General features: G+C 48.8%; 32 protein-coding genes. 13 read left to right on the top strand and 19 right to left on the bottom strand.

From position 1 onward, the window contains the following. Positions 1-7 precede the first annotated feature (7 nt). Complete coding sequence (locus GWK09_RS07065; RefSeq protein WP_163692283.1) at positions 8-1,675, bottom strand: peptidase domain-containing ABC transporter; 1,668 nt, start codon at positions 1,673-1,675, stop codon at positions 8-10. Between the two features lie 3 nt (positions 1,676-1,678). Continuing rightward, a complete protein-coding gene (locus tag GWK09_RS07060) occupies positions 1,679-2,353 on the bottom strand; it encodes a TetR/AcrR family transcriptional regulator (protein WP_163692282.1) in 675 nt (224 codons plus the stop codon). A gap of 140 nt (positions 2,354-2,493) precedes the next feature. Here GWK09_RS07060 and GWK09_RS07055 point away from each other — a divergent pair, with 140 nt between their 5' ends. Beyond that, positions 2,494-2,853: a hypothetical protein gene (locus GWK09_RS07055; protein WP_163692281.1), complete on the top strand. Its 360-nt coding sequence runs from the start codon at positions 2,494-2,496 to the stop codon at positions 2,851-2,853. Between the two features lie 81 nt (positions 2,854-2,934). On the opposite strand, the gene GWK09_RS07050 is transcribed toward GWK09_RS07055, so the two are convergent. Then, the gene (locus GWK09_RS07050; RefSeq protein WP_163692280.1) at positions 2,935-3,858 is read right to left on the bottom strand and encodes a LysR family transcriptional regulator; all 924 of its coding nucleotides are present in this window, start codon (positions 3,856-3,858) and stop codon (positions 2,935-2,937) included. 113 nt (positions 3,859-3,971) lie between these two features. Here GWK09_RS07050 and GWK09_RS07045 point away from each other — a divergent pair, with 113 nt between their 5' ends. From GWK09_RS07045 to GWK09_RS07025, 5 genes are all read left to right on the top strand, one after another. Next, complete coding sequence (locus GWK09_RS07045; RefSeq protein ID WP_163692279.1) at positions 3,972-4,136, top strand: hypothetical protein; 165 nt, start codon at positions 3,972-3,974, stop codon at positions 4,134-4,136. A gap of 25 nt (positions 4,137-4,161) precedes the next feature. Beyond that, positions 4,162-4,476: a hypothetical protein gene (locus GWK09_RS07040; RefSeq protein WP_163692278.1), complete on the top strand. Its 315-nt coding sequence runs from the start codon at positions 4,162-4,164 to the stop codon at positions 4,474-4,476. Positions 4,477-4,784: 308 nt separating this feature from the next. After that, positions 4,785-5,348 (top strand): DNA-3-methyladenine glycosylase I, encoded by a 564-nt coding sequence (locus GWK09_RS07035; RefSeq protein WP_163692277.1) that lies wholly within the window; start codon positions 4,785-4,787, stop codon positions 5,346-5,348. Beyond that, the gene (locus GWK09_RS07030; protein WP_239530732.1) at positions 5,335-5,922 is read left to right on the top strand and encodes a hypothetical protein; all 588 of its coding nucleotides are present in this window, start codon (positions 5,335-5,337) and stop codon (positions 5,920-5,922) included. Before GWK09_RS07035 ends, GWK09_RS07030 begins: the two co-directional genes overlap by 14 nt. Further along, positions 5,903-6,457 (top strand): DUF2490 domain-containing protein, encoded by a 555-nt coding sequence (locus tag GWK09_RS07025; RefSeq protein WP_163692276.1) that lies wholly within the window; start codon positions 5,903-5,905, stop codon positions 6,455-6,457. Before GWK09_RS07030 ends, GWK09_RS07025 begins: the two co-directional genes overlap by 20 nt. 105 nt (positions 6,458-6,562) lie before the next feature. Here GWK09_RS07025 and aat read toward each other — a convergent pair whose 3' ends face one another. The 3 genes from aat to GWK09_RS07010 are packed head-to-tail and all read right to left on the bottom strand — an operon-like array spanning position 6,563 to position 8,536. After that, on the bottom strand, positions 6,563-7,237 hold the full coding sequence (gene aat / locus GWK09_RS07020) for a leucyl/phenylalanyl-tRNA--protein transferase (protein ID WP_163692275.1): 675 nt from the start codon (positions 7,235-7,237) through the stop codon (positions 6,563-6,565). Positions 7,238-7,277: 40 nt separating this feature from the next. Then, on the bottom strand, positions 7,278-7,655 hold the full coding sequence (locus tag GWK09_RS07015; RefSeq protein WP_163692274.1) for a DUF3127 domain-containing protein: 378 nt from the start codon (positions 7,653-7,655) through the stop codon (positions 7,278-7,280). Positions 7,656-7,657: 2 nt separating this feature from the next. Further along, entirely contained in the window at positions 7,658-8,536 is an 879-nt protein-coding gene (locus GWK09_RS07010; RefSeq protein WP_163692273.1) for a flavin reductase family protein, read from the bottom strand. 106 nt (positions 8,537-8,642) lie between these two features. Between GWK09_RS07010 and GWK09_RS07005 the strand changes: the two genes are divergently transcribed. Next, positions 8,643-9,791, top strand: a complete 1,149-nt coding sequence (locus GWK09_RS07005; RefSeq protein WP_163692272.1) for a sensor histidine kinase — start codon at positions 8,643-8,645, stop codon at positions 9,789-9,791. Between the two features lie 2 nt (positions 9,792-9,793). After that, on the top strand, positions 9,794-10,156 hold the full coding sequence (locus GWK09_RS07000; protein WP_163692271.1) for a hypothetical protein: 363 nt from the start codon (positions 9,794-9,796) through the stop codon (positions 10,154-10,156). Here GWK09_RS07000 and GWK09_RS06995 read toward each other — a convergent pair. Both GWK09_RS06995 and greA read right to left on the bottom strand, forming a co-directional pair. Further along, positions 10,140-10,529 (bottom strand): HIT family protein, encoded by a 390-nt coding sequence (locus GWK09_RS06995; RefSeq protein ID WP_163692270.1) that lies wholly within the window; start codon positions 10,527-10,529, stop codon positions 10,140-10,142. The genes GWK09_RS07000 and GWK09_RS06995 overlap by 17 nt on opposite strands. Before the next feature lie 62 nt (positions 10,530-10,591). Then, positions 10,592-11,068 carry a transcription elongation factor GreA gene (gene greA / locus GWK09_RS06990; protein WP_163692269.1) on the bottom strand — a complete coding sequence of 159 codons (477 nt, stop codon included), beginning with the start codon at positions 11,066-11,068 and terminating at the stop codon, positions 10,592-10,594. A 132-nt stretch (positions 11,069-11,200) separates the two neighbouring features. Between greA and GWK09_RS06985 the strand changes: the two genes are divergently transcribed. Beyond that, a complete protein-coding gene (locus tag GWK09_RS06985) occupies positions 11,201-11,635 on the top strand; it encodes a Rieske (2Fe-2S) protein (RefSeq protein ID WP_163692268.1) in 435 nt (144 codons plus the stop codon). 35 nt (positions 11,636-11,670) lie between these two features. On the opposite strand, the gene GWK09_RS06980 is transcribed toward GWK09_RS06985, so the two are convergent. From GWK09_RS06980 to GWK09_RS06955, 6 genes are all read right to left on the bottom strand, one after another. Further along, positions 11,671-13,842, bottom strand: coding sequence for a TonB-dependent receptor (locus tag GWK09_RS06980; RefSeq protein WP_163692267.1), 2,172 nt, complete (start codon positions 13,840-13,842; stop codon positions 11,671-11,673). Between the two features lie 291 nt (positions 13,843-14,133). Continuing rightward, positions 14,134-15,672: a DUF4301 family protein gene (locus GWK09_RS06975; RefSeq protein WP_163692266.1), complete on the bottom strand. Its 1,539-nt coding sequence runs from the start codon at positions 15,670-15,672 to the stop codon at positions 14,134-14,136. Then, positions 15,665-16,231 carry an AAA family ATPase gene (locus GWK09_RS06970; protein ID WP_163692265.1) on the bottom strand — a complete coding sequence of 189 codons (567 nt, stop codon included), beginning with the start codon at positions 16,229-16,231 and terminating at the stop codon, positions 15,665-15,667. The genes GWK09_RS06975 and GWK09_RS06970 overlap by 8 nt, the downstream gene beginning before the upstream one ends. Next, on the bottom strand, positions 16,186-16,824 hold the full coding sequence (gene pnuC / locus GWK09_RS06965; protein ID WP_163692264.1) for a nicotinamide riboside transporter PnuC: 639 nt from the start codon (positions 16,822-16,824) through the stop codon (positions 16,186-16,188). Before pnuC ends, GWK09_RS06970 begins: the two co-directional genes overlap by 46 nt. Further along, the gene (locus tag GWK09_RS06960; protein ID WP_163692263.1) at positions 16,808-17,068 is read right to left on the bottom strand and encodes a thiamine-binding protein; all 261 of its coding nucleotides are present in this window, start codon (positions 17,066-17,068) and stop codon (positions 16,808-16,810) included. The genes pnuC and GWK09_RS06960 overlap by 17 nt, the downstream gene beginning before the upstream one ends. After that, positions 17,065-17,784 carry a 4'-phosphopantetheinyl transferase family protein gene (locus GWK09_RS06955; RefSeq protein ID WP_317174504.1) on the bottom strand — a complete coding sequence of 240 codons (720 nt, stop codon included), beginning with the start codon at positions 17,782-17,784 and terminating at the stop codon, positions 17,065-17,067. Before GWK09_RS06955 ends, GWK09_RS06960 begins: the two co-directional genes overlap by 4 nt. Positions 17,785-17,832: 48 nt before the next feature. Between GWK09_RS06955 and ahcY the strand changes: the two genes are divergently transcribed. After that, a complete protein-coding gene (ahcY, locus tag GWK09_RS06950) occupies positions 17,833-19,149 on the top strand; it encodes an adenosylhomocysteinase (RefSeq protein WP_163692262.1) in 1,317 nt (438 codons plus the stop codon). Between the two features lie 72 nt (positions 19,150-19,221). On the opposite strand, the gene rpmA is transcribed toward ahcY, so the two are convergent. The 3 genes from rpmA to GWK09_RS06935 form a co-directional block, all read right to left on the bottom strand. Next, the gene (rpmA, locus tag GWK09_RS06945) at positions 19,222-19,482 is read right to left on the bottom strand and encodes a 50S ribosomal protein L27 (RefSeq protein ID WP_163692261.1); all 261 of its coding nucleotides are present in this window, start codon (positions 19,480-19,482) and stop codon (positions 19,222-19,224) included. Between the two features lie 29 nt (positions 19,483-19,511). Next, entirely contained in the window at positions 19,512-20,060 is a 549-nt protein-coding gene (rplU, locus tag GWK09_RS06940; RefSeq protein WP_163692260.1) for a 50S ribosomal protein L21, read from the bottom strand. Positions 20,061-20,169: 109 nt separating this feature from the next. After that, positions 20,170-20,616 carry a DUF4199 domain-containing protein gene (locus GWK09_RS06935; protein ID WP_163692259.1) on the bottom strand — a complete coding sequence of 149 codons (447 nt, stop codon included), beginning with the start codon at positions 20,614-20,616 and terminating at the stop codon, positions 20,170-20,172. Between the two features lie 177 nt (positions 20,617-20,793). Between GWK09_RS06935 and GWK09_RS06930 the strand changes: the two genes are divergently transcribed. Next, entirely contained in the window at positions 20,794-22,122 is a 1,329-nt protein-coding gene (locus tag GWK09_RS06930; RefSeq protein ID WP_163692258.1) for a M16 family metallopeptidase, read from the top strand. Positions 22,123-22,126: 4 nt separating this feature from the next. Then, positions 22,127-24,205 carry a M16 family metallopeptidase gene (locus tag GWK09_RS06925; RefSeq protein ID WP_163692257.1) on the top strand — a complete coding sequence of 693 codons (2,079 nt, stop codon included), beginning with the start codon at positions 22,127-22,129 and terminating at the stop codon, positions 24,203-24,205. Positions 24,206-24,236: 31 nt separating this feature from the next. On the opposite strand, the gene GWK09_RS06920 is transcribed toward GWK09_RS06925, so the two are convergent. Beyond that, positions 24,237-25,118, bottom strand: coding sequence for a DMT family transporter (locus GWK09_RS06920; RefSeq protein WP_317174513.1), 882 nt, complete (start codon positions 25,116-25,118; stop codon positions 24,237-24,239). 95 nt (positions 25,119-25,213) lie between these two features. On the opposite strand from GWK09_RS06920, the gene GWK09_RS06915 reads away from it, so the two are divergent. Further along, positions 25,214-25,636 carry a hypothetical protein gene (locus GWK09_RS06915; RefSeq protein ID WP_163692255.1) on the top strand — a complete coding sequence of 141 codons (423 nt, stop codon included), beginning with the start codon at positions 25,214-25,216 and terminating at the stop codon, positions 25,634-25,636. Here the strand turns inward: GWK09_RS06915 and GWK09_RS06910 are convergent. Further along, on the bottom strand, positions 25,633-26,577 hold the full coding sequence (locus tag GWK09_RS06910) for a pyridoxal-phosphate dependent enzyme (RefSeq protein ID WP_163692254.1): 945 nt from the start codon (positions 26,575-26,577) through the stop codon (positions 25,633-25,635). The two genes, GWK09_RS06915 and GWK09_RS06910, sit on opposite strands and share 4 nt — an antisense overlap. Between the last annotated feature and the right edge of the window lie 3 nt (positions 26,578-26,580).

Raw genomic sequence — 26,580 nt, 5'->3', positions numbered from 1 at the left:
GGCCTTATTAACTTTCGTTAGTGATTTTTCCTGCTTTCATAGTAATGATTCGGGTACACTTCTTCGTCCATCTCGGATTCTGGCTTACGACGACCAGGGCCCATGGATTCGATCTGTCCGTTAGGAAATCGATGATCTTTTCGGCCTCGGCCGGATTGAAATGATCCAGGGGATCCTTCAGGATCAGGAGCCTGGGTTTTCGGACGATACTCCTGGCCAGGACGATCTTTTTGGAAACCACATAGGGTATCTGCTGCCCTTCCGGGTACAGCATCGTCCGTAGGCCACGGGGCTGGTCTTTGACGAATTCGGTAAGTCCGGTCTTATCGAGCGCCCAGTAGACTTCCTCATCCGTAATGGAATCATCTCCGAAGGTAATGTTCTCCAGGATGCTTCCCTCGAAGGGCGACTCTTCAGCCAGGGATTGGCCGATATGGGACCTGTAGTAATTCAGGGAGATCTGTTTAAGGGAAACGTTATTGATGTAGATCATACCCCTGTCGGGCTCAATGATACCAGCGATCAACCTGAGCAAGGTAGATTTGCCCGAACTGCTTTCCCCCTTGATCTGAATGGTACAACCCGGAGTTATATTCAGGGAAACTCCCCTGATGATCTGAATGTTGGTGCCGGGAATGTTGTATTCCACGTCTTTGAGCTCAACGTTGAAAGGGTCGTTCTCCTTAAAGGGTCTTTCTCCCTCTATGGGCTCCAGTTGCTTGTCTACTACCTGACCCAGTTTTTCCAGGGAGGTCAGCAGGTCGTAAAAGGTCTCGAGCCCGAGGATCAGTTTTTCCACACTGTTGATGACCAGGAGGATGATGATCTCGGCCGCTACGAACTGCCCGATATTCATTTCCTGGTTAAGTACCAGGATCCCCCCTATAAGGAGGAGGCCTATGGTGACCAATACCTTAAATCCGATCATCTGGATGAACTGGATCACCAGGATTCGGAAATGGCTCTCCCTGGCTTCCAGGTATTTTTCCACCAGCATATCATTCTTATCCATGGCCAGGCTCGTTTTACCAGATAATTTGAAGCTGAGGATAGACCTGGCAACTTCCTGCAACCAGTGAGCCACCTTGTACTTGTTCTCAGACTCCTGAAGGCTGGTCTCAAGGCCCTTTTGAGCCGTGAATTTAAAGACGAGATAGATCAGGAAGAGCAGCAGAAAGCCGTAGATGATAAAGAACGGATGGTAAAATGAGAGCAGCATCAGACCGAAAATGATCTGAAGCAAGGCCGCCGGGAAATCGACCAGGATCTTGGCCAGCCCTTTTTGCACCGTAAGGGTGTCAAAAAATCTGTTCGCTAACTCGGGTGGATAAAAATTCCTGAGTTCACTGAGCTTTATTTTCGGAAACCTGTAGGCGAACTCAAAGGATGCCCGGGTGAAGATCTTTTGCTGTACGTTTTCAATGATCCTGATCTGCATCAGCTGCAGGATCCCTACAAAAGCTACCCCCAGGGTTACCAGGATCACGAGAACGATCCAGGAAGTGCTGATCTGAGCTCCCTGTATCAGGTTGATGATGGCCTGAATCCCCAGAGGAAGGGAAAGGTTCACCAAGCCGGCAAAGATCGCGTAGTAAAAGATCTGGAAAATGTCCTTTTTATCCAGTTTCAAAAGGCCCAGCAGGCGCTGCCAGGCAGTGAGTACGGTCTTAGCCATTTCTTATGTGTCAATTGAATTAAAAACGAGATCTGTGAAGTAGTCTGTGGGAGGCACCCCATCACTGCAATCTGTAAGAGAAGGAAAGTGCTGCACGAGAAAATACTGGTGCAGCGTACCTTCAAGCACGGTGCTGGCCAGGCTGGACGGGAAGGGATATTCCGGACACAACTCCCGAATCATCTCACTTATTCTCAAGACCAGGCGTTTGTACACCTCGAAATAGCCTTCCTTATTTTCGGTATCCACTTCTTTAGTCAGGTAAGATTTTGAGTACTCGTTAACGATGATGTCATTGAGCAATACTTCATTGATATGGGAGAAGGAAGCGTCGAGGACCACCGGTTTGCTCACGACCTCTATGGCTTTCCTCAATTTATCGGCGGGATCTGCGATGCTGTTAGTGGCAAAGACAAACTGATACTCCAGCCAGCCCCAATACCAGGAGGTCAGGTAGAGCAACAACTTGTGCTTGTTCTCGAAATAACGATAGATGGAACTTTCATTAGAACCGATCCTGTCGCCCAATTTCTTGAAAGTAAAAGAATCGAACCCCAGTTCGTGTATCATCAGGATGCTGTGTTCAACGATCCGTTTACCCAGGGCAGACGACTCCGGATCTTTTACAAAAGTCTTGTTATTCACTTCGATCTTGATGGTCTGCAACAGATGTTTCATCTCTATTTTTTTTAAGACGAAGCAAAAATAATAGTATTACTTTCATGTGCTAATAGTTTAACTATTTTTTAACAATAGTATTGCTTGGTTATGTAGGTAAGTATTTTTATTTTTGAGGTGAACGACAAAACTGATAAACCATGTTACGAACTCTGATCTTGGTAGCCTGCTTCCTCGGTGGTAGCGCGTTGCTTCAGGCGCAGCAAACACAACAGGTGCCCGTCGAAAAAGGGACCGTTCTGACCATTGCTGAACCGCTGTCTCACGAATACCGTTACATTCTATTTCCCCGAAAGAACTTCATTATAAAAAGGGGTGGGATTGCTGACATGAAGACCGTTTACGGTCAAGAAGTGGAAGTGGTAGACTATGCCTACACCGCAGATGGCGATACCAGGGTAACCCTGAAACGTACTGATGGAAAAAAATTCTTCAGGAATTTTAATACTGTAGACGCCTACCTGGAAGATGCCCTTACTTCCGGTGAGCTGAAAAAATAAGTGTTTGTTCTCTGATACCGGCCCTGTCCTTCCTTTCAAAAGGAAACGGCAGGCCGGTTTTTTTGTATCCTATTCCAATCGCTAATACCCCTCATACCACTGGAACTTTTCCCTTATGATGGCGTCCTTTTCAGCTCTGACATATTCCAGGTAAGCCTCGGCAATAGGAGAGAATTTCTTTGACTTCAGCCAGATCAGATTCCAGGTAGTGCTGATGGGCAATCCTTTGACTGGCAGGATCTGAAGTGAACCCATGTTCAGTTCGTTCTTAAGGCCGATGATGGGCATAATGGAATACCCCAAACCGGCGATTACCGCCTGTTTCACAGCTTCATTGGAAGTAAGCTGCATCCTCTTTCCCGTCCGTATCCCATTGGCCTGTAGAAAATCGACCATCGCCCTGCGCGTGGCCGAACCATTCTCCCTGAAAATAAAAGGCAGCTTTTCGAAATCCGATTTTTTAACGTTTCTCCCTTTCTCTACGGGGGCCTTGCTTCCCACTAAAAAGAGTTTGTTTTTCATCAAAGTGACCATATCCATATCAAATTGCTCAGGCAAAACGGATACCAGCGCAAAATCCACCGCATTCTCTTCAAGACTCCCGATGACCCCCGCCTTATTTGTAACATCCATCTGAAGGTCAACCCCCTGGTGTTCCCTCATAAACCCCGAGAGGAAATAAGGCATTACATACTTGGCCGTTGAGACGATGGAGATCCTAAGAGTACCCACCAACTGCCCCTTATATGCCCGGGACCGGTAGCGGATGGTCTGGATCTCGTTGAGGATTCGCTCACTTACCTGTGCGATCTCATTCCCAAATTCAGTAATGTACAACTGCCGCCCTATCACTTCTGTAAGGGGAATATCGAACTGTTCCTGTAGCTTTTTCAGCTGTATGGACACCGCCGGTTGCGTTAGGTGCAGGATCTCGGAAGCCTTGGTAATGCTCTTGGTCTCGGCTATCGTCTTGAAGATCCTGAGTTGTTGTAAAGTATAATTCATAAATAGTATTTATGTTTCACATTTTAAATATAAATAAAAATATATGATGCAAAGACCCGACATTTGCCAAAAATAAAATTCCACGAGAAGATATATTCACCAAACATCCCGTTATGCTATCTACTAAAACTCTGATCACTCTCACCCTCAGTTCCGCTTTTTTTCTTGGCTTTATGGCCCTGTCCATGCACTATGAACTCATGTTCAGGGAACTGATCGCCCTCGGTTTTATTTTAGGGTGCATCGTCTTTATGAAACTCGTAACGGTTAGAAAGTAATATTCATTCACCTTAAATCACATACATGCAAACTCAACAAACGGAAATCAAAAAGGAACAGACCACCATCAAGTTGGTGGAGGGGACTTATACCCCTGCCGAAGCTGCGGATATCCTCTTTTCACTTATCGGAGATAAGATCAAATTTCACAACCTTCAGATCCTGAGTTTACAAGAGAGATTCGGTATTGATTCTGTACATTCCGAACACAGGATAAAAGAACTCAAAGAGGCTAAAACCCAGGTAAAGGACCTTATCCTTCAGGCCAGGGATGCAGGCTACACCCTGCAGATAGAGGGTGATATCAAGATCAAGTTCCTGCACCAGGAACGTTCATAAAGGTTCGCTCCTTTTACATCGATCTTCCTCCCCCTGAGGCCTTGATCCAGAAGTAAAACAAGCTAAGCGATACGCCCGAGTATTCCCAAGAGGAATGGTTCCTTCATTTGATAACAGACCTGAAGATCTCCATGGTCCTTCAGGTCTTTACTTTTTTTCCTTTCCACAGATAATCATCGGGCTTTGCAACCCAGGATCGGCATTGTGTATTCCAGCTGATTGCCAATATCCAAAAGGTGTGTTCACCCATTTTTGAATCAGGAGAATTTAATATTTTCCTACTATCTTTAAAGAAAGTATGACAGCCTATGAGCCTGGAAAGATGCGGCTGGTGCGAAGGCAGCGAGAGGTATGTGAGGTACCACAACGAGGAATGGGGCGTGCCGGTTAAAGATGATGCCATCCTCTTCGAATTCCTGACTCTGGAGACCTTCCAGGCAGGACTGAGCTGGTTGACCGTCCTGAACAAGAGGGAAAATTTCCGCAGGGCCTTTGACGACTTCGATTTTTATAAAATTTCGAAATACGACTCCGAGAAAATAACCCTGCTGCTGAATGATCCCGGGATCATCAGGAACAAATTGAAGATCCATGCCACCGTGAACAATGCGAATGCCTTTATAAGGGTCCGGAATGAATTTGGGACCTTCAGCGACTATATCTGGGGATTTGTAAATCACACACCGATCAAAAATTCCTTTAAAACGCTCTCTGATCTTCCGGCGAGGACCGATCTGTCTGACCGTCTTAGTGCCGACCTGAAAAAGAAGGGGTTTAAATTTGTTGGGAGTACCGTGGTATACGCCCATATGCAGGCTACGGGCATGGTCAATGATCACTTAACATCCTGTTTTCGTTATGACAAAGTTTAGTGTCCTATTTACAGGACTGACCCTGTTTTGTACCCTCTGTTTACAGGGGCAGGCCAAGTATGAGCGCGAATTCAGGATCAAAAAATCCGAATTCCCTCAAAATGCCCTGTTACTTATCCGTGAGGAGATCGAAGGTGTTCGGAGGCTCAGGTTCTACAAGGAGATCGACAGCAGCACAACGAGTTTTGAGGCTAAATTCAGGAAAGACAGGCTCCATTACAGCGTCGAATTCAGCGCGGTCGGAGAACTCGAAGATATCGAACTTCTGGTGAAGGAAGTTGATGTCCCCGAAGATGTCTATGCCGGGATCTCTGCTTACCTGGAAAACGATTGTGGCAAATTCAAGGTCAGAAGATTACAGCAGCAATATCCGGTGACCGGAAACCAAAACCTGGAAAAAGTGATGAAGGATGCTTTTCAGAACCTCCTGCTGCCTTATATCAATTATGAATTGGTAGTATCCTGCAGGACCGATTCGGGGCGTGAAGAGTACGAATACCTCTTTGATGCCGAGGGCATCTTCATCTCCCGAAGGAAGTCATTACCCCCCAATTATGACCATATCCTGTATTAGATCCCTGCTGGTCATCGTTGTTTTTTTTGGGTTCCACGAACTTGTGGCACAGGAATCTTTCACAGCCTACCTCCAACCCCAGATGGCCCTTAACTATAAGGTCCTGCCACACTACAACCACAACCTCGCCATCAGCAGCAGGAATTATATCTTGAGAAATCGGGAAATGGAATTTCAGGGAAGGAACCTGGATATTTCCCATTTCTCCACTTTCTCGTCTGGTGCGAATACGAGTTTTGGCTTAGGGCTCATGTATCGATTCAGAAAACTCTTTGAACCTGCCCGGGAGAATGAATTCAGATTAACCCAGCAATTAAACATCACCTCAAGACCCCTGATAGTGCGGTATGGCCACCGCCTGCGTTCAGAACAACGCATTTTCCCGGACCTGACCATACATCGTTTCAGGTACCGGTTTACGCTTGACTTCCCCCTCCAGGGTGAGAAGGTGGATGTACGTGAAGCCTACCTTTTCCTCAATACCGAAGCCCTTTTGAGTGCTGCCAAGGGAGTATCTCCCCAGTTCGACCAGTGATTCGCAGCTATGGTCGGATGGCGCCTCGATGCGGATCTACAATTCCAGACCGGGCTTGAATACAGGTTGGAAAATTACACCGGGGACACCCGGCCGGTCCTTTTCTTAAACTCCTCGGTAATCTTTTCCCTTTAAGATGTTCAGGTAATCCGACCTGGGGATCAGTTCTGCCCCCAGGCTTTCCAGGTGAGTGGTGTGCAATTGACAGTCGATAAGGCTGTACTTTTTTTCTTTCAGATCTTCAGCCAGTTGGATCAGGGCGCATTTGGAGGCATCACGAGACCTGCTGAACATACTTTCCCCGCAGAACACATGACCGAGGTCCAGACCATAAAGCCCTCCCACCAATTCTCCATCTTCCCAGACCTCATAGGAGTGGGCAATCCCCTTGCGGTGCAATTCGATATAGGCTTCGATCATCTTTCCGGTGATCCAGGTGCCGTTCTGACCCGGCCTGGGGGCCTTTGCACATGCTTCGACCACCTCCCTGAAGGCGTGGTCACGGGTGACCTTATAAATTCCCCTGTTCAGGGTATTTCGCATACTCCTGCTCACTTTCACCCTGGAAGGGAATAAGACCATCCTCGGGTCCGGACTCCACCACAGGATGAGGGAGTCTTCACTGAACCAGGGAAAGATGCCGTTGCGGTAGGCCAGAATAAGACGTTCCGGGGAAAGATCCCCCCCTACGGCCAGAAGCCCTTCGGGATTGGCCATCTCCACCGGTGGAAAGATCAACCGGTCATCCAGAAAAGTGATGGGCCTGTTCTCGTTCTTCACGGGTAGGTGGGTTTATTTTCCTGGGGATAACCCTCAGACCTTAGAAAGGAAGATCGTCGTGATCCTCTTCATTCAGTTCGTTGGCGGGTTCAAAAGCATCCATCGGAGGTATGGGTGGCATACCAGCAGATTCGTTTTCAGCGGTAAGTTTTTCTATCCGCCATCCCTGGATGGAATTGAAATATTTGGTCTCCCCCTGCGGATTTACCCATTCCCTGCCTCTCAGGTTGATGCTGACCTTTACGCTCTCCCCTTCATTGAATGCGTTCAGCAGGTCCGTTTTGTCCTGTACGAATTCGATCATAATGTGTTGTGGGTATTGCTCCTCCGTGGTCACGACCACCTCCCTTTTGCGGAAACCATTAGACCCATAGGTCTTGGTTTCATCGATCATTTTAATCTTGCCTTGTATTTCCATATTTACTGATTTAACATGAGTACCTTCCAGGCGGAAGACACATCGTTCTCCATTAAAAATTCCTTTGCTTTTTGATGTATTTTTTCAAGGTTGCCCTGCAGGGTAATGAGGTTCGGGTGTTCTTTCAGAAATGCCTTTACGGCCTCTTCAGAAGGCAGACTCTCCACGTTACCGAGCATCCCCAGGTCATTGCCTGTCAGCACCGGACTTTTTCGAACCTGTTCGGGGAGACGGTCAACCCCCATCCCTTTTGTACTCAGCGGTTTGGGGACCTCAAACATTCCGGATCTCGCCCGGGTATACCAGTTTCCCCCCATCCTGGCCACCTGGTCTATTTTGTGCTGATCTATGCCTCCGTCCGGATCCAGTATTGCCTTCTTAATGTGAATTCGGACCACTTCTGAAAACACAAGATTTCCTGCGCCCCCTTCTTCTCCCAGGGGTTCTACCTTGGTAACCCGGCATTCGAACTGAACAGGGGATTCCCCTACCCGATAGGGTCTTACCTCGTCTGAAGGCACCATGGTAAGCCCGGCCTTGATGAACTCGTTCTCCCCTTGGGCGTATTCCGTACTGGCCAGGGACATCTGCTGTACCATATCGTAATCCACCACGTTGATGACCACTTCCCGCGTTTCAAGTACATTCTCTAAAGTGTGTTTGGTGGTGTTGTCCCTTACCCTCCGGGCCGGGGAAAAGATAAGGACCGGGGGATTGGCACTGAATACATTGAAGAAACTGAAGGGCGACAAGTTAGGCCTTCCTCCCTTGTCCACCGTACTGGCAAATGCGATGGGCCTGGGACCCACAGCTCCGAGCAAATAGCCGTGAAGTTGGGCTACGGGAACTTCAGCAGGGAGTATGGTTACGGTCTCTGACATAGGGAACAAAGGTACGTAAATTGTGCCCAATATGGGAACCCTCCATCTGCTTCAAATGCAACAAAAGAGATCAAATTAAGTTATCTTTAAATCAGGTTAAAAGAGGATGACCATTAATCCGAAAAACAAATTCAACAATCTCATCTTGCTGATAGCATCCTTTGTTATCGTAAGTCTTATCCTTTGGAATACCAATAGTTTCTTTAAGAAATTCAAGGAGGAAGAGCGACACAAGATGGAGATCTGGGCGACCGCTCAGTCTGAGCTTCTTCAATCCTCAGAAGACAGGGACCTCGGAAACCTTCATGTCAAGATCTTCCAGAACAATACCTCCACGCCCATGATCCTGGTCAACAGGGACGGGTCGATAAAGACGAACAACATGCCTGAAGAAGTGGAAGCAGATTCCCTGGAGATCCGGAAAAAGATAGCCAGGTTCCGGGATGAGAACACCCCGATCGCCATCACCTATGACGGGGAGACCCTGGCAACGCTCTACTACGGGAATTCAGAAGTGCTGAACAAACTTAAATACTACCCTATAGCTTTATTGCTGATCATCCTTCTCTTTGGTACGGTCATCTTCTTTTTCTTCAAGACAAACAAGGCCTCGGAGCAAAATAAACTCTGGGCGGGGATGGCCAAGGAGACCGCACACCAGATCAGCACCCCCCTTACCTCCCTGCTGGGATGGAATGAATTGCTGAAGAAAGAGGACCTGAACAATTCTATCACAGAAGAGATCGAAAAGGATATTGACCGATTGCAAACCATCACTGAACGCTTCAGCAATATCGGATCCCTGCCCAAGCTGGAGCGGTTAGACATTGTAGAAGAGACGAGGAAGGCCTATGAATACCTTCAATTGCGCAGCTCACGCCTGATACAGTTCTCCTTCCACCCCAGGGTAGAATCCCTCCCGATCATGCTCAATGCTGCCCTTTACAACTGGACCATCGAGAACCTGGTAAAGAACGGGATCGATGCCATGAAGGGAAAAGGCTCCATCTCCATAGAGATCATTCCCGAGGGGAAATACGTGAATATCCTGGTATCCGATACGGGACAGGGGATCCCGAAAAGCGACTTCCACACCATTTTCGAGCCTGGTGTTACGTCCAAGAAGAGAGGATGGGGACTGGGCTTATCCCTGGTAAAGCGAATCGTTGAGGAATATCACAAGGGCAGGATAAAAGTCCTGACCTCGAGTAAGCAAGGCACTATCATGCAAATCTCATTACTGATAAACCCATAGTTATGGCCAAGGAACAACTGAAGATGATCAAAGAGGCCGATCTGAAGAACAACTGCCCGGAATGCTTCAACCAGGAACTGAAGTTGACCTTCTATCAGAAGCATCTAATCAGCAGGCTCTTTAACAAGACCACATCGGAGGTCAGCCACGAGATCAAATGTCTTACCTGCGGCTCCGTCATCTATCCGGTGTCCTGGACGGAAGACATAGAGCGAAGTTTCGAATACTTTCAAAAGCTTACCGTCCCTGAACCCAGCAGCGTGAAACTGACCAAATTATCGGTCTGGCTTCTGGCTGCACTGGTGATTCTCGCAGGTGTTTTGGCGTACCTCTATTTCGCAGGCATCCTCAAAGACTGGCTCTGATTCTTGCGGCCACCTCTTCAAATTCCCCGGGCGTAAGGGAGACCTTATGCTGGAAGGTTGCGTTCGCCATAGTTTGGAGAGGAATAAGGTGTACATGAACATGGGGTACTTCCAGGCCGATGACCGTCATCCCTACCCGCTTACACGGAACGGCCGCTTCTAAGGCCAGGCCTACTTTCCTGGCGAATGCCATGAGGCCTGTATAGGTTTCTTCATCGAGGTCCAGCAATTTGTCGACCTCCTTTTTGGGGACACATAAGGTATGCCCGATGGCGTTGGGATTGATGTCGAGGAAGGCAAAAAATCGGTCGTTCTCTGCGATCTTATAACAGGGGATTTCCCCCTGTATGATCCTGGTAAAGATGCTAGGCATGTTCTGGAAATTAAAAATCCTGTCATTTGCATGACAGGATTAAAGATAATGAATATTCTACCTCACTTCCTGCTGATTTCCAGTATTTCCAGTTTTAAGGTGCCATTGGGAACCTTGATCTCAGCCGTTTCCCCCACCTTCTTCCCGAGGAGTCCTTTTCCTATCGGAGAGGTCACGGAGATCTTCCCGGCCTTTAGATCTGCCTCGCTTTCGGCTACCAGGGTGTAGGTCATCTCCATCCCGTTCTGTTTATTTCGAAGTTTGACGGTAGACAGCACCAACACCTTGGAAGTATCCAACTGGGATTCATCTATAAGTCGGGCGTTGGCCAGGGTTTCTTCCAACTTGGCGATTTTGAGTTCAAGGTGGCCCTGTGCTTCCTTTGCCGCATCGTATTCGGCATTCTCGGAGAGGTCGCCCTTATCCCTTGCATCGGCTATAGCCTGTGAGGCTCGTGGACGCTCCACGTCCCTCAGGTGATTGAGTTCTTCTTTTAATTTCTTTAATCCTTCTGCGGTGTAATAAGATACGTTGCTCATATCGTCCTCGTTAATTAAATAGAAAATCCCCTGCATCTAACGCTCCCACCGGGAACGTATTTTCGAGAGGATTAAAATCAAAGATACAGAAATTTTGATGACTTTTGCAGGGAGACCCTCAGGCCGTAACCTATGAGAATATTGAGAATTATTACCGTTTTTGTGCTCCTGCTCGCCTGCAGCAATGACCAGGGACAGCGAAATCCCTACCTGCAGGAGATCGGTTTCCGATTTGAGATCAACCTCAACCTCCCCCTGTACAGCCCCCTGACCAACCCCGGGAACGCGGTCTACATCGGAGCACAGGGAGTAGGAATCCGCGGGGTTTTTGTCATGAACACCGGTTTCGCATTCCGGGCCTTTGAGGCGAGTTGCCCCAACCATTCCCCCAGTCCCTGTTCCACGACCCAGCTCGACGGGCAAACCGCCGTCTGTCCTTGTGAAAATTTTGAGTACAGCCTCTTCACCGGGCAGCAACTTTCGGTACCACAAGACGGCAACCGCTATTTCAACATGCTCGAATACAGGGCCAGCCAGAGTGGGAATGTCATCATCATCAGCAATTGATCGGACTCCGACCCCCATTCCCGGGAGTTATACCACTAAAATTCGAGTTGTATCCCTGCCAGGAAATTGATCCCGGCCTGGGGATAATACCCTGCGCCTTCAACCGTGGTGGTGGTACCGGGGTTGCTGAAGGTGTCATCGAAGGTGAAGAAATATCCGTTGGAGACATATTTAGCATCGAAGATGTTGTTTACCAGGGCCGAAAAGACGATCCGTTTTAGCAAGGATGACGGCCTGATCTCGTAAGACACGTTCAGATCCGTTTGTGTATAGGCTTCCAGGACCGAAGATTCGGCGTCTATATTTCCCATATACTGTTTTCCTACATACTTGGTCAGGAGAGCCAGGATGAAATCCTGGTTTGGCTGATAAGCGATCCGATTCCCGGCAATGATCCCGGGAGAATACGAGATATTGGTGTTACCCAGTTGTTCCAGTACCCCGTCCCTCTGGAAAACGTAATCTATATTCTTGTTTGTGGACAGGGCCAGGTTGGGCTGCCACATAAAGGACTTCCCCAGTTTCAGGGCTGCATCCACTTCCAGTCCAAGGCGATAACTGTCCCCTACGTTGGCCCTCAGGGGCGCCCCGACGTCGTTCAGTTCCCCTGTGAGGACGAGCTGGTCCCTGTACCTCATATAAAATAGGTTGGTGTTCACCTGAATGTCAGGGGAAATATAACGCCAGCCCAGCTCCAGGTCGTTCAGGCGTTCCGGTTTGGGATTGCCGTTCTCGTAATCGTTCCGGTTGGGCTCCCTGTTGGCGACCGCCCAGGAAAAATAGAAGTTGTTATTCCTGTTGAGGTCGAAAATCACCCCGGCCTTGGGGTTAAAGAAATGGAAGGTGTCATCCACCAGGCCGGTTTCTTCCCCATTGGCCTGGTAATTGACGGAACGCAGCTGCAGGTCGCCGTAAAAGCTCCACTGGTCATTCCATTGATAGTTGGCTTTGGCGTAAAGGTTCAGGTCTGTCTTTCTGGAAGTGTCATCGTAGTAACGATCCCTTATATCTGCACCCGGGGCCAGTCTGGCCCAGATCACTTCCCCGAAATGATCGCCTTCATACCAGTTATACCCTCCCCCCAGGATGAACTTCACTTTTTCAAAATCCCTGTTGAGGGAAAAGACGGTCCCGTAAAAATCATTGTCGAGCCATCGCCTTCTCACGAGGTCGGTTTCCGTGATCAACTCGCCATTGACGGTAACGGGTTCAAACCCGTAGGTCTCAAAATCGTCGTCTTCCCTGTACTGCTCGAAATAGCCCCGCCCCCTTGTGTAATGCAAAGCGAGGTTAGAGTTCCAGCCCCGCCCCAGTCTCTGATTCCAGTGCAATTGAAAATGATCCTGCTTGTAGTTATCCACCTCGTTCTCATAGAATCGGGTCTGGCCATTCTCATCCGTGTACTGCCCGGCAGGATTGAACCTGCGGTCAGTGGCGAGGGTTTCGGCATCTATGCCAAAATAAGCCTGGTAGGTGATCTCATGGCCTCCAAAGAGCAATGCCTTTACCAGGGTGTTTTTGTCCCTGAAGGCCGCCTGGAGGAAATAGGAGTCGAGAGCAGACGAAGCCCTGTCGATATATCCGTCGGAGATGATCCTGGAGAGGCGTCCTGAGAATTCGAATTCGTCCCCGAGTAATCCCGTAGAGAATTTCACATGGTTCCGCATCGTATTGAAACTGCCATAGGAGGAAGAAAGTTGCGCATACCCTTCTTCGGATATGGCATCCGTGAGGAGGTTCAGGCTTGCCCCAAAAGCCCCGGCCCCATTGGTGGATGTTCCCACTCCTCTCTGAAGCTGAAGGTCTTCGGTGGAGGAGGCGAAATCGGGTAAATTTACCCAGAACGTGCCATGGGATTCTGAATCGTTGTAGGGAATCCCGTTGATCGTAACGTTGACCCGGGTGGCGTCGCTACCCCTCACCCGTATTCCCGTATATCCCACTCCGGCACCTGCGTCGGAGGTAGTGACCACGGAAGGGAGGAAATTGAGCAGGATAGGTATATCCTGCCCCAGGTTCCTCGGGGCCAGCTGCTCTTTGGTTATATTGGAGAAGGTCACTGGGGATTCCTTGGTTACCCTTACCGAGGAGACGAGTACCTCGTCCAGCACGATCTCTTTGGCCTCTGTGGAATCCTTCTCCTGTACCTGGGCACTGAGAATGCCCGTAAGACAGACAAAAAATGCAAACAATACTCCTTTTTTCATTCCAAATCGTGTTTAGAATAAAAGGGGTGGTTATTCTGTTGAACCGTTTATTTCTTAGATACCCATTGGGAAAGAATCGAACATGGGTCTGAATCTTTCTCAAATCGGACCTTCCATTATTTGGTTAAGGTCTGTTCCCTTGGCGGCATTACCCGCCCAGGTTCATCGGGTCTACTCTCAGCCTTTCATTTCCGTCCGGGAAGAAGGAAAATCAGGCACCCCTTTGAGATGGGTCAAAGATACACACAAGTAGCGTAATATTGGTATGTTCCTTTGATCTATTTACTGCTCTTATACCTGATGGGCAGGTTTTAGCAGGTCATTAACGGTTTTGACGGGGTTAAACGTACTGATGGGCACTTCCACGAAGATAGTATTCCAGTAGGCCATCCCCCCGTTCCACAAGCCCGGAAGCTCGAGGGCTTTCAGGGGCTTCCCTTCCTGGGTCTTACCGGTGATAAAGCCCTGCTTCTCGTCCTGAAACCTGAGCAGGTCAAATTTCTCACCCTTGTGGTCCTTGACCCCGCATACGATGTCTACCGGGTTGAAATGGGTGGCTTCACTGAAGATGACTGCCTGATGCTCCCGCTCGAGGTCGACCTGAGCAGATTCCACGATCTGCAGACTGACATTTCCATTCCTGTCCCTCACCCAGAACGGCCCTCCTCCCGGTTCTCCCTGGTTCTTGACCATCCCGCACACCCTGAGCGGCCGGTGTAGTTTATCCTTCAGGATCTCTATTTGCTGTCCTATGGTAAAGCCGCCATAGCTGTCTGAGAACCGGACATTGAGGTCCCTCTCCAGAAAGTCCCGGATCTCTTCCATATCACCCCCGCTGATGGAGTTTGATTCAAGGAGTTCGGCATACCGGAATACCTTATTCTGCAGGTCGAGTAGCACACCTGCGAGGAGTTTTTTAGAGGCTGCTGTATCCTCGGATTGATCCCGTGTCACCACATTGTCTATATTCTTGATGAAAATAATGTCGGCATCCTGTGCATTGAGGTTTCTCAACAGGGCCCCGTGACCTCCGGGCCTGAAAAGAACGCTCCCGTCTTCATTCCGAAAGGGCTCGTTCTCCGGGGTTACCGCAATGGTATCTGTAGCCTGACTTTGATACGAATACCCAACATCAAAGCTTGTACCAGTCTCTTTCTCGACCAAGCTTCCGATCTTTTCCCATTCCTGGTCGAACAGGGATTGATGTGGTTCCGAGATCGTAAAATGGAGTCGTGCCCTGTTCTTCACACGGGCGTATTCCACTCCTTCAAAAAGGTGTTCCTCAAAAGGGGTGACGAGATGCTCTCCGTATTTGTGAAAGGGGAGGAGGCCTTTGGGGTAAAAACCGTAGTTCAGCCCATCCTCGCTGAGGAGTTCTTGCACGAAATGGTATTTGTCCTCATCAGAGGATAGTTCCTTTATCCCCATCTTGCGGAGAACCAGATCGTAGAATGGGAAGTCGGACACCTGTTCGAAAAACCGCACTAAATGGCTGTCCTTGTTTTTCTTGAGGTAGGAATCCAGGGACTGCTCCCCAGGGTTATACCCTTCCAGAAAGGCGAAGAGTGATCTGAACATACGGGATGCAGCTCCCGAAGCCGGAACAAATTTCAGGAGAGACAGGGAGTTCATTGCCTTTTCAAAGGACCGTATATATCTCTCCTTTTCCTTTGAAGGGACCCTGAGAATGCCGTCACCGACCACGGCGGGGGCATAGAGGGAAACGTTGGGTATTCCTTCCATAAAGGTCCTGATCTGATCCTCAACCGTTTTTTTGCTGATCCCCTTTTCTTCGATCTGCCTGATGTCTCTCTGGTTAAATTCAATCATTTCCGAGTAGTTTGTCTATATGTGTAATGGCCTTTCTCAGCCTGGTCTTCCGGTCTCCTTTCAAAATAATGAAATTCCGCTTATAATTCTCCAGGGTCTCTTTGAAATACCTGTACATCAGTTCCCTCTCCTCTGGCTTATCGCGGAGGTCATCCTTAACCCAGGGCGTATCTATATAGGTGAGCATGTAAAGGTCATAGGTGTTTTCAAGGGCGTATTTTTTTAACTCCGGATCAGAATACCCCAGATAATAGGCCTCAGAGTACACCATTGTCTCCAGAAGGTCCGTATCGCAGATCAGAAGCTTCTCTGCTTTTTTGGTCAACTCATTTTCCAGTCTTATCTGTCCTTCGGCTATGGGCAGGAGGTCATGCGGTTCGCAAGTCTTTCCTTCTCGGTCCCATTTATCCTGCAGATACTCCCTCGCATACTCCGGGACCCACAGGGTGTTGTAATGTGCGGCCAGATCCTCAGAAAGAGTCGTTTTTCCCGTAGACTCCGGTCCGAACAGTACTACTTTGGTGATGTCTGAAGGGAGTTGTCTAAGTCTTTCTTCCATGCCAGGTATCCTTGAATCGCAAGGACCGTAAAGATAAGATATTGAAGGGAAAGCATCCCCCAGCCCCGATAGGCGTATAAGGGAACGGTTATGATATCGGCCAGGATCCACAAGGTCCAGTTCTCCAGTTTCTTGTTGGCCATATACCACATGGCGGCAAAAAACACCCCTGAGGTAAAGATGTCTATGTAATTAGACCCCTCCATAAGGGTTCCATAAGCCCGGTACACCCCATAGGTGATCCCCATGGTGAGCAGGAACATGACCACACCTGTGACCTTTTCCCGCGTATTGGTCCTGGAGATGTGCACCACTCTTTCATTCTCCTTCTTCCTCGCCCAGTTCCACCATCCGTAAATACTCATGATGGAATAGTAGAAATTCATCATCATATCCCCGAAGAGCTCATCGGTGTAGAACAGGTAGACCGTAATGACCGTGGCAACCAGACCTGTCGGATAGACGAGAATGTTCTCCCGTTTGGCATACACCACGCTGGCTATTCCGAAGAGAAAAGCTATGGCCTCCAGGACCACCAGGTGTGCCTCCCTCCCCCGGTAAGGATCCAGGAAGAAATCAGAAATGGGGTTCATACGCGCTGCGGTCCGATTTAACGATCTTCATGAAAAGCAAGCCGTGGTCGAGGGTCTCAAAAACCTCCTTCAATTCATTTTGGATCAGATCCATGACCTTTTCGTAAGGCCCGTAGACCTGTGTACTCAAAGGGTTCTCAACGACTTTAAGGCCCGATGCTCTGAGAGCTTTGATAAAAGAGACCACGGGGGCTTCAAAATCGTCCTGGAGCGGACTCAGCGTGAGTTCAACCGATATGTTCATTGCGCTTTATTCTTGTTTAGGATTAAATAGGATTCGGGGTCAGCCGGGTTCAGCTGGAGGGCAAAGGCACAGGTAAAGCCTTCAAACTCCAGAAAACGGATTTCGAAACTGGAAGATTCCCCGTTGAGGTGGATGCAGCCTTTTGTCATTCCCTCTTCCATTCCGAAGTCTTTGATGTCGATATGCTTGAGGAAACTGAGACCCAAAGTAGAATTGATCTTATAAAGTGATTCCTTTCCACCCCATACTACGGTCAATTTCCTCATCAGGAGAACGGGGTCGATGTCGGAGCCATAGGCCGATATGGGGGTGAACTTATGAGCGATCTTCAGGATCTTCTCCCGTTGCTTCTCGATGTCGATGCCTACGGGGATTTTGTCGCTGACCGCAATGGCGGTGAACTGAAAGCTATGGGTGATAGAGATAAAACACCCGTCCCTCAGATGCGGTTTTCCCAGTTCGTCGTAATACAGGTCCTGGTCTGTATATCCTTCCAATGCCATCAGGTGCCTGATACTTAAAAAACCTCTTCGGTGCAGTTCAGACCTCATTCCTTCATATCTCTCCTGGCAATGAGGGGTTAGTGAAATCCCCTTTGCCAGTTTATCCTCCGTTTCCGTAATCTTCCAGATACGTATCCGGACTCCGGGATCCTTTGTTATTGTTTTGTAAAGAGGCATGGGATATTTTAAGTTATCACTATCTTTGAGATCCAAAAAAAGGCGGTTTTCCGCATGCTAACGAAAGTAAAAATAAAATAAGAGATGAGCACCAAAACCATACCCTATGTCCCTTACAAAGTGAAGGATCTTTCACTGGCCACATGGGGGAGAAAGGAAATTGAACTGGCAGAGGCAGAAATGCCCGGCCTGATGTCCCTGAGGGAAGAATACGGAAAAGAAAAGCCCCTGAAAGGGGCGAGGATCGCCGGTTGCCTGCATATGACCATTCAGACGGCCGTGCTGATAGAGACACTGGTAGCCCTGGGGGCAGAAGTCACCTGGAGCTCCTGTAACATCTTTTCCACTCAGGACCATGCGGCTGCAGCCATTGCCGCAGCAGGGATTCCGGTGTATGCTTGGAAGGGGATGAATGAAAAGGAATTCGACTGGTGTATAGAACAGACACTATTCTTCGGGGAAGACAGGAAGCCCCTGAATATGATCCTCGATGACGGGGGAGACCTGACCAATATGGTGCTGGACCGATACCCAGAACTGGCGCCCGGGATCAGGGGATTATCTGAAGAGACTACTACGGGCGTACACCGCCTTTATGAGCGGATGAAAAAAGGCACACTGCCCATGCCCGCCATCAACGTGAATGACAGTGTGACCAAATCAAAGTTCGACAACAAATACGGGTGCAAGGAAAGCGCGGTAGATGCGGTACGAAGGGCTACGGATACCATGCTGGCCGGGAAAAGGGTCGTGGTTGCCGGGTATGGCGATGTGGGCAAAGGTACGGCTGCCTCCTTCAGGGGAGCGGGATCCATCGTTACGGTGACTGAGATCGATCCGATCTGCGCACTTCAGGCCTGTATGGATGGATATGAGGTAAAGAAGATTGAATCTGTAATTGGAACCGCAGATATAATCATCACAGCGACGGGGAACAAGGATATCATCCGTGAAGAGCATTTCAGGGCAATGAGGGACAAGGCAATTGTTTGCAACATTGGGCATTTTGACAACGAGATCGACATGGCCTGGCTGAATGCCAACTACGGAAATACCAAGGATGAGATCAAGCCTCAGGTAGACAAGTACACCATTGACGGCAAGGATATCGTGGTCCTGGCTGAAGGCCGTCTCGTGAACCTGGGCTGTGCCACCGGGCATCCCAGTTTCGTGATGAGCAACTCCTTTACGAACCAGACTCTGGCGCAGATCGAGTTGTGGAAACACGCAGAGAAATACGAAAACCAGGTATACATGCTGCCCAAACACCTGGATGAGAAAGTGGCCAAGCTCCACCTTTCCAGACTTGGAGCTGAACTGACAGAACTCGACCAAGAACAGGCGGAATATATTGGTGTCCCCCAGAAGGGACCCTTCAAACCGGATTACTACAGATATTGATCCGGAAACTATTCAACAATAAAAAAGCTCTTGGGAATCCAAGAGCTTTTTATATTTTGTTACTTAGTTAAATCAGGCATCAAAAGGCTCCACTGAGACATAGGATTTGCCTCCCGCCTTTTTCTCGAACTTAACGAGTCCGTCTACCCTGGCGTGCAAGGTATGGTCTTTGCCTGCGTAAACATTCTCACCGGGGTTGTGCTTTGTTCCGCGTTGTCTTACGATGATGTTACCGGCAGTGGCTGCCTGGCCACCAAAGATCTTGACCCCTAGTCGTTTCGATTCTGATTCTCTTCCGTTCTTGGAACTACCTACACCTTTTTTGTGTGCCATAATTCTAAATTTTATTCGGAGTATTCTCCTTATTTACTTAATGCAGCGATCAGCTCGGCCTTCTTCATGGAAGAATACCCTTCGAGTCCTTTTACTTTTGCCATTTCCTTTAATTCAGCTACCGTGTTGTTGCTAAGGTCAGCCTTTGGCGCTTCCTTTTTTACAGGTGCCTTTTCTGCCTTGGCAGCTTTTGGAGCCTCTTTTTCAGCTTTTGGAGCTTCCTTCTTGGCAGGGGCCTCTTGTTTGGCTTCCGCTTTCTTGGCCCCTTTGGCAATAATACTTTCTATCTGGATCTCAGTGAGGAACTGACGGTGCCCGTTCTTCTTCTGATACCCTTTGCGCCTTTTTTTCTTAAAGACGATCACTTTGTCACCTTTGAGGTGCTTCACGACCTTAGCCTCTACGGCTGCGCCGTCTATAGCCGGGGCGCCAACGGTTACGTCCTTGCCGTCCTCAAGAAGAAGTACATTGTGAAAAGAAACTTTCTTTCCTTCTTCTTCCTTTAAACGGTGTACGTAAACCTTCTGGTCTTTCGCAACCTTGAATTGCTGCCCTGCTATCTCTACAATTGCATACATAGCTTATAATTAAAGTTATCTCCTGATTCTACTCGAAGAGCGTTTTAGGAGGGTGCAAATATACTGCTAAATTGATAATTAGCAAGGGTTTTACAGAGAAAAAAGACCCTTATCTCCCGGTATTATTCGTGGACTTGAACAATTGCATAAAGGCAAGGGTAAGGACGAGGGTGGTGGCAAAGCCCATGATGGCGACGGTAAAGAAGACGATGGCCTCAAAACTCTCAAAACTGCTGAACCACTGTTCGGATAGATGTGCGAGAAATTCGGGGTCGATTTCAGTAGAGTAGATCGCGAAAAAGATGGTAAAGATGAGGGTGGCCACAAAGCCGGTCACAATCCCTGCCTTAAATCCCGTCCCATAGGAGAATTTCTCCTTTTCCTGTATTCTAAAATACTTGATAGCCTCATAGATGGCGAACCCTGTGATCACCCCGTTAAAGAGGCTGTAAAAGACATTGGTATGCAAGTCTACAAGGGAGAGGATTAAAAAATACGCGATCAGGCTTCCGCTGGCTGCGATCCCAAAGCGTATGGGTAAGGCGATTTTTTTCATAGTTCTACGGTTAATTGGACGACTTAAAAAGTATGAAATTATCGTTAATTTAGCTGTTAATTCTTGTTAAAGCTATAGGTTTTTTTATATTTACCACTCTTAGAACCGGAGGGTTTAAAGCATTCTTCTTACCTATCCGGGAACACTAATTTTCACATTAAAATAAAAAGCAGACACATGAGAAAAAGAAAATTTCAGGTACCCTTTTTGGCCCTGCTCCTAACGGCTTTTACCGTAGGAGCCCAGGAAGTGGAATTTGAGGAGTACGAACTGGACAACGGTCTCCACGTAATCCTCCACCAGGACAATACCGCTCCTGTAGTGACCACCTCGGTCATGTACCATGTAGGTGGTAAAGACAGGACCGAAGGTAGAACCGGTTTTGCACATTTGTTTGAGCACCTTCTGTTCGAAGGCACCAAGAACATCGAAAGAGGAAAATGGTTTGAGATCGTTTCCTCCAACGGGGGCAGGAACAATGCCAACACCTCCCAGGACCGAACCTATTACTATGAGGTCTTCCCCAGCAACAACCTGGAGCTCGGCCTGTGGATGGAATCAGAACGCATGCTGCATCCCATCATCAACCAGGTGGGGATTGACACCCAGCAGGAAGTCGTAAAGGAAGAAAAGAGGCTGCGGTATGACAATTCACCATATGGCCAGCTCTTGCCAGTACTCGGGGAAAACCTGTTTAAGGTTCACCCTTACAAGGATCCCAATATTGGCTATATGGAAGACCTGGATGCCGCCACCCTGGAGGATGTGATCGCCTACAACAAAAAATACTACGTCCCCAACAACGCCGTATTAGTTGTAGCCGGGGATATAGACATCCCTTCCACCAAAAAGATGATCTCCGATTATTTCGGACCCATTCCAAGAGGCAAAGAGATCGTGCGTTCTTATCCAAAGGAAGAACCCATCACTTCAGAGATCAGGACCAAGGCCTATGATCCTAATATTCAGATACCCGCGATCATGGTCGCTTACAGGACCCCCGGATACGCGGAAAGAGATGCCTATGTGCTCGACATGATCTCCACCTACCTCAGCGACGGGAAAAGTTCCAAGTTGTACAAAAAGATCGTCGATGACCAGAAACAAGCCCTGCAGGTAGGGGCTTTCAACATCGGTCAGGAGGATTACGGGATGTATCTCGTTTTCGCCCTGCCTGTCGGGGAGACTCCCCTGGAAGTACTGGCCGCAGAAATGGAAGAAGAAGTGGCTAAGGTAAGGACGGAACTCATCTCGGAAAAGGACTACCAGAAACTTCAGAATAAGTTTGAGAACCGGTTTGTTAACTCCAACTCCAGCGTTGAAGGAATAGCCGGCACCCTGGCTACCTCTTACATGTTGTACGGAGATACCAACCTGATCAACAAGGAGATCGATATCTTCCGTTCCATCACAAGGGAAGAGATCAGGGCCGTGGCTGAAAAGTACCTCAAGCCCAATCAACGCGTAGTCATTGAATATTTACCAAAGGACAAAACAGACAACTAGTACGATGAAAAGAATATATACAACTCTATTAATAGCATTCCTGACGGTATCCGTTACCGCTCAGATAGACCGGTCCAAGATGCCGGAACCGGGTCCCGCCCCGGAGATCAACCTGGATGAACCCCAGCGGTTCGAATTGAACAACGGCCTTACGGTGCTTGTGGTGGAAAACCACAAACTGCCCAGGGTCTCCATCCAGCTCACCATAGACAACCCGCCTATCCTCGAAGGGGAAAAGGCCGGAGTCTCCAGTCTAACTGGGTCTTTGCTGGGCAACGGATCCACTTCAATTCCAAAGGATGAATTCAATGAGGAGGTCGACTTCCTGGGGGCAAGTATCAGTTTTGGATCCCAAAGTGCCTTTGCGAATTCCCTGTCCAAATATTTCCCCAGGATCCTGGAATTGATGGCCGATGCAGCGATCAATCCCAATTTCACCCAGGAGGAATTTGACAAGGAAAAAGACAAACTCATCACCGGCCTCAAGACCCAGGAAAAAGACGTTTCGGCCATTGCCGAAAGGGTACAGAGTGCCCTGGCCTATGGAACGGGCCACCCTTATGGGGAATTCACTACGGAAGAGACCGTGAATAATGTAAGTCTGTTGGATGTAAAACAGTTCTATCAGAATTACTTTGTCCCCGCCAATGCCTATCTGGTGATCATTGGAGATGTCGATTTCGCCCAGGTCAAAGAACTGGTGACAAAAGCGTTCACTCCCTGGACCAAGGCTTCTCCTCCTTCCTTCTCCTATTCTAAGCCTTCAGACGCCCAGTACACCCAGATCAATTTCGTGGATGTCCCTAACGCCGTGCAGTCGGAAGTGGCCGTACAGAACCTGGTCGACCTCAAAATGAAGGATCCAGACTACCTGCCTGCCATTGTGGCCAACCAGATTCTCGGTGGTGGAGGGGAAGCCCGTTTGTTCCTCAATCTGAGGGAAGACAAGGGGTATACCTATGGCTCGTATTCGCGAATCGGGGACGATAAATACGCTCCATCCCAGTTCAGGGCTTTTGCCCAGGTCAGAAATGCTGTGACCGACAGTTCCGTCGTGCAGTTACTGCAAGAGATAGACCGAATCTCTAAGGAACCTGTTTCTCAAAAAGAGCTGGAAAACACCAAAGCGAAATACGTGGGGAATTTTGTGATGGCCCTGGAAAGGCCCTCCACCATCGCCAGGTACGCCCTGAATATCGAGACAGAGGACCTTCCAAAGGATTTCTACAAGACCTACCTGGAAAGGCTCAACGCGATCACTATTGAAGACGTACAGGCAGCGGCCAGGAAATATTTCTCCACGGACAACGCGAGGATCGTAGTTGCGGGGAAAGGCAGTGAGGTTGTGGAAAACCTCGAAAAGGTGACCTTTAATGGGAAAATCGTTCCGGTAAAGTACTACGATAAATACGCCAAGGAGACCGAAAAACCCAATTACGAGGCGAGCGTACCTGAAGGCACGACTGTTCAATCGGTGATAGACAGGTATTTTGAAGCCATTGGCGGGAAAGACAAGGTCGATGCAATCAATTCCCTGAAACTCGTCTACGAAGGCAGTGCCATGGGTGCTACTATCAAGATCGAGGAGAAAAGGACCGCCGATAAGTTCTCTCAGACCACTTTTATGAATAACGCCCCCATGATGGGAGTAATCGCAAAAGGGGATGAGCTTTACATGAAGCAGGGTGCAAACAAAATGCCTTTGCCTCCCGACCTACAACAAGACATGAAGAACTCCATGGGGATCTTTCCGGAACAAATGATAAGTGCTAACCCGGATGCCAAAATTGGAGGTACAGAAACAATTGACGGCAAAGAGGTTGTCAAAATTGAGGTTCCGGGAAAAGTGGTACAGACCACTTATTATTACGATTTGGAGACTGGTCTTAAGGTCAAAGAAGCGTCCGTTACCTCCATGAATGGTCAGACACAAAACCAGGAGAGCACATTGTCTGACTACCAGGAATTTGACGGGATCAAGTTTCCGACGATGAGGACCAGCAACCTCGGACCCCAAACCATCGAAGCCAAGTTACTGGAAGCCGTTATCAATTTCGGCCCCACAGAAGCTGATTTCGAATAATTACCGGGATTATAATTTTCAGAAGCACATCTCAACTTTGGGATGTGCTTCTTTTTTTATTTACCAGGTATACCCCTGCCAGGATGATCCCTGCAGCAAATACCTGCCAAAGGCTAAAGCGTTCCCCGTCCATCAACCCCCAAAAAATCCCCACTACGGGAATCAGGTAAGTAACGGAGACAGAGAAAACCGGAGATGAGATCTGGATAAGCCTGTTGAACATCACCTTGGCCACACAGGTACCGATGATACTCAGGATCATCACATACCCCAGGGAACTCATAAAATATTCCCCCTGGCGAACAGGGTTGCTTAATGCTCCGGAATACCACAGGAGCAGCAGGGCCGGGCCGATCATAAAGGCAATATTACCCACTGCGATCCCCATGGCCGAGACCTCCTGTAATTTGCTCTTGATGATGTTGGCATTACAAGCATAAAAGATGGTAGCCAGAACCACCAGTCCTGCAAACCAGTAATTCTGATCCGGATTGATGTCAGAACCCATGGCGATCAGCAGGATGGCACCCAGCAGGCCGACCAGGACCCCTACCAGCTGGTTGCGGGAAAAGGAGATGCGAAAGGCCGCAAAACCAATCAGAATGGTAAACAGGGGCACCAGAGAATTGAGAATAGCAGCAATACTGCTGTCGATTTCCGTCTCTGCAAAGGCGAACAGGAAGACTGGGAGAAAACTGCCTAAGAGTCCGGACAGGGCCACCCAGTACCATTCCTTCCCCGAGATCGTCCTCAATGACCTGAAGCCGAGGGTGAGGAGGACTACCGATGTGATCACGATACGAACGGCCCCTAGTTGTAAGGGTGTGAATCCCTCCAGCCCCTTTTTGATCAGGATATAGGAGGTCCCCCAAATGATGGAGAGGACGACCAGATACAGCCACTTTCTGTTCACATCGCTCAAAATTGCCAATTTTGCAGCAAAAATGGGTGTTTTTCATGGGATAGGCGGAACACAGTTTCGTAAATTTGTGCTAATTCTCATCCCCTATGAAAAAGACAACTTTAGTATTTCTCTCCTTTTTCCTGCTGATATCCGCCTGCAGGACTGAGAATAAAAAAGAAGATAATTCAGCTAAAATGAAGGAAGTCATCGCCGTTCACGACGAGGTGATGCCCAAAATGAGCGAGATCAGCAAGCTGGTTGCCCGACTCAAACCAATGGCCGACTCCTCTGAGGCTGGAAGTCCGTACATGGTGGCCATGAAGGACCTGCAGGCAGCGCATCAATCCATGATGGATTGGATGCAGGGTTTCGGGGCGCGCTTTGATTCCGATGAGATCCTCAATGGCAAGGAGCTCAGTGAGGAGAAAAAGGCCTGGTTGCTGGAAGAAGAACAAAAGGTAATCCGGTTGAGGGAAGACATCAACGGCAGTATAGAAAGGGCCAGGGCCCTCCTTTCAGAGAATTAAAAGGGGAGCCGGGCCAGATCCACATTCCCTCCGGATATGATGATCCCGACCTTTTTGCCTTTAAAATAGGTGCTTTCCCGCTGCAGTCCGGCCAGGGCCACCGCGCTGGAAGGTTCCACGATGATCTTCATGCGTTCCCAGATCAGCCGCATAGCCTCGACGATCTCCTCTTCCTCTACCCGAATAATCCTTTTTACGTACTTGCGGATAACCGGAAAAGTATTGCTTCCCAGCTGGGTCTTGAGTCCGTCTGCGATGGTATTCGTGCTCGTATTTCCCTCGATCTTCCCGCTTTTCAGTGAACGATAGGCGTCATCTACTGCAAAGGGTTCCGTGCCGATGACCTCCACCTTGGGGTTGAGATACGCTGCTGCGAGGGCCGTACCTGCAATGAGTCCGCCTCCCCCCACAGGGGTAAGAATATAATCCAGATCGGGATGATCCTGCAGGAATTCATACGCTGCCGTACCCTGTCCCAGGATCACATCCGGATCGTTGGAGGGGTGTAAGAAGGCAGCGCCGGTACGTTCCTGTATTTCATTGGCCGCGGCATTCCTGGCTTCCAGGGTGGGTTCACATTCGTAGATCTTTCCCCCGTATTCAACCACCCCCTTCTTCTTTACGTCCGGCGCCGTGGATGGCATAACGATATGAGCCTCCACACCAAGGGCCTTCGCTGCAAGGGAAAGGGCCTGGGCAAAATTTCCGGAAGAATGGGTAACTACCCCTTTTTGCCTCTCTTCCTCGCTCAAGGATAGCAGGGCATGGGTGGCGCCCCGCATTTTGTAGGCCCCCATCCGTTGGAAATTCTCGCATTTGAAATACACCTCTGCCCCTGTGATGGTATTGATCAGGCGGGACGTAAGGACGGGTGTCCGATGGATATAAGGTTTGATCCTTTCGTAACACTGGGGGATTTGGGTGCCGTTCAGTTCAGCCATGAC

Origin of the sequence: Muriicola jejuensis (genome assembly GCF_010671595.1) — a bacterium.
GTDB lineage: Bacteria > Bacteroidota > Bacteroidia > Flavobacteriales > Flavobacteriaceae > Muriicola > Muriicola jejuensis.
The sequence above is the reverse complement of the archived record's forward strand: the minus strand, read 5'-3'. Positions and strand labels throughout refer to the sequence as shown.

What these genes read in the sequence shown, in the direction of transcription:
- GWK09_RS06985 (WP_163692268.1), top strand. Translation starts at nt 11,201, where the DNA reads ATGAGAATATTGAGAATTATTACCGTTTTTGTGCTCCTGCTCGCCTGC.
- GWK09_RS07010 (WP_163692273.1), bottom strand. Translation starts at nt 8,536, where the DNA reads ATGTCAGAGACCGTAACCATACTCCCTGCTGAAGTTCCCGTAGCCCAA.
- GWK09_RS06995 (WP_163692270.1), bottom strand. Translation starts at nt 10,529, where the DNA reads ATGCCTAGCATCTTTACCAGGATCATACAGGGGGAAATCCCCTGTTAT.
- GWK09_RS06960 (WP_163692263.1), bottom strand. Translation starts at nt 17,068, where the DNA reads ATGAACATATCGGTTGAACTCACGCTGAGTCCGCTCCAGGACGATTTT.
- GWK09_RS07025 (WP_163692276.1), top strand. Translation starts at nt 5,903, where the DNA reads ATGACCATATCCTGTATTAGATCCCTGCTGGTCATCGTTGTTTTTTTT.
- GWK09_RS06930 (WP_163692258.1), top strand. Translation starts at nt 20,794, where the DNA reads ATGAGAAAAAGAAAATTTCAGGTACCCTTTTTGGCCCTGCTCCTAACG.
- GWK09_RS07030 (WP_239530732.1), top strand. Translation starts at nt 5,335, where the DNA reads ATGACAAAGTTTAGTGTCCTATTTACAGGACTGACCCTGTTTTGTACC.
- GWK09_RS06915 (WP_163692255.1), top strand. Translation starts at nt 25,214, where the DNA reads ATGAAAAAGACAACTTTAGTATTTCTCTCCTTTTTCCTGCTGATATCC.
- GWK09_RS07050 (WP_163692280.1), bottom strand. Translation starts at nt 3,858, where the DNA reads ATGAATTATACTTTACAACAACTCAGGATCTTCAAGACGATAGCCGAG.
- rplU (WP_163692260.1), bottom strand. Translation starts at nt 20,060, where the DNA reads ATGTATGCAATTGTAGAGATAGCAGGGCAGCAATTCAAGGTTGCGAAA.
- GWK09_RS06975 (WP_163692266.1), bottom strand. Translation starts at nt 15,672, where the DNA reads ATGATTGAATTTAACCAGAGAGACATCAGGCAGATCGAAGAAAAGGGG.
- GWK09_RS07040 (WP_163692278.1), top strand. Translation starts at nt 4,162, where the DNA reads ATGCAAACTCAACAAACGGAAATCAAAAAGGAACAGACCACCATCAAG.
- GWK09_RS06935 (WP_163692259.1), bottom strand. Translation starts at nt 20,616, where the DNA reads ATGAAAAAAATCGCCTTACCCATACGCTTTGGGATCGCAGCCAGCGGA.
- ahcY (WP_163692262.1), top strand. Translation starts at nt 17,833, where the DNA reads ATGAGCACCAAAACCATACCCTATGTCCCTTACAAAGTGAAGGATCTT.
- GWK09_RS07065 (WP_163692283.1), bottom strand. Translation starts at nt 1,675, where the DNA reads ATGGCTAAGACCGTACTCACTGCCTGGCAGCGCCTGCTGGGCCTTTTG.
- GWK09_RS06925 (WP_163692257.1), top strand. Translation starts at nt 22,127, where the DNA reads ATGAAAAGAATATATACAACTCTATTAATAGCATTCCTGACGGTATCC.
- rpmA (WP_163692261.1), bottom strand. Translation starts at nt 19,482, where the DNA reads ATGGCACACAAAAAAGGTGTAGGTAGTTCCAAGAACGGAAGAGAATCA.
- GWK09_RS07005 (WP_163692272.1), top strand. Translation starts at nt 8,643, where the DNA reads ATGACCATTAATCCGAAAAACAAATTCAACAATCTCATCTTGCTGATA.
- GWK09_RS07035 (WP_163692277.1), top strand. Translation starts at nt 4,785, where the DNA reads ATGAGCCTGGAAAGATGCGGCTGGTGCGAAGGCAGCGAGAGGTATGTG.
- pnuC (WP_163692264.1), bottom strand. Translation starts at nt 16,824, where the DNA reads ATGAACCCCATTTCTGATTTCTTCCTGGATCCTTACCGGGGGAGGGAG.
- GWK09_RS06910 (WP_163692254.1), bottom strand. Translation starts at nt 26,577, where the DNA reads ATGGCTGAACTGAACGGCACCCAAATCCCCCAGTGTTACGAAAGGATC.
- GWK09_RS07045 (WP_163692279.1), top strand. Translation starts at nt 3,972, where the DNA reads ATGCTATCTACTAAAACTCTGATCACTCTCACCCTCAGTTCCGCTTTT.
- GWK09_RS07000 (WP_163692271.1), top strand. Translation starts at nt 9,794, where the DNA reads ATGGCCAAGGAACAACTGAAGATGATCAAAGAGGCCGATCTGAAGAAC.
- GWK09_RS06970 (WP_163692265.1), bottom strand. Translation starts at nt 16,231, where the DNA reads ATGGAAGAAAGACTTAGACAACTCCCTTCAGACATCACCAAAGTAGTA.
- GWK09_RS07060 (WP_163692282.1), bottom strand. Translation starts at nt 2,353, where the DNA reads ATGAAACATCTGTTGCAGACCATCAAGATCGAAGTGAATAACAAGACT.
- greA (WP_163692269.1), bottom strand. Translation starts at nt 11,068, where the DNA reads ATGAGCAACGTATCTTATTACACCGCAGAAGGATTAAAGAAATTAAAA.
- GWK09_RS06980 (WP_163692267.1), bottom strand. Translation starts at nt 13,842, where the DNA reads ATGAAAAAAGGAGTATTGTTTGCATTTTTTGTCTGTCTTACGGGCATT.
- GWK09_RS07055 (WP_163692281.1), top strand. Translation starts at nt 2,494, where the DNA reads ATGTTACGAACTCTGATCTTGGTAGCCTGCTTCCTCGGTGGTAGCGCG.
- GWK09_RS07015 (WP_163692274.1), bottom strand. Translation starts at nt 7,655, where the DNA reads ATGGAAATACAAGGCAAGATTAAAATGATCGATGAAACCAAGACCTAT.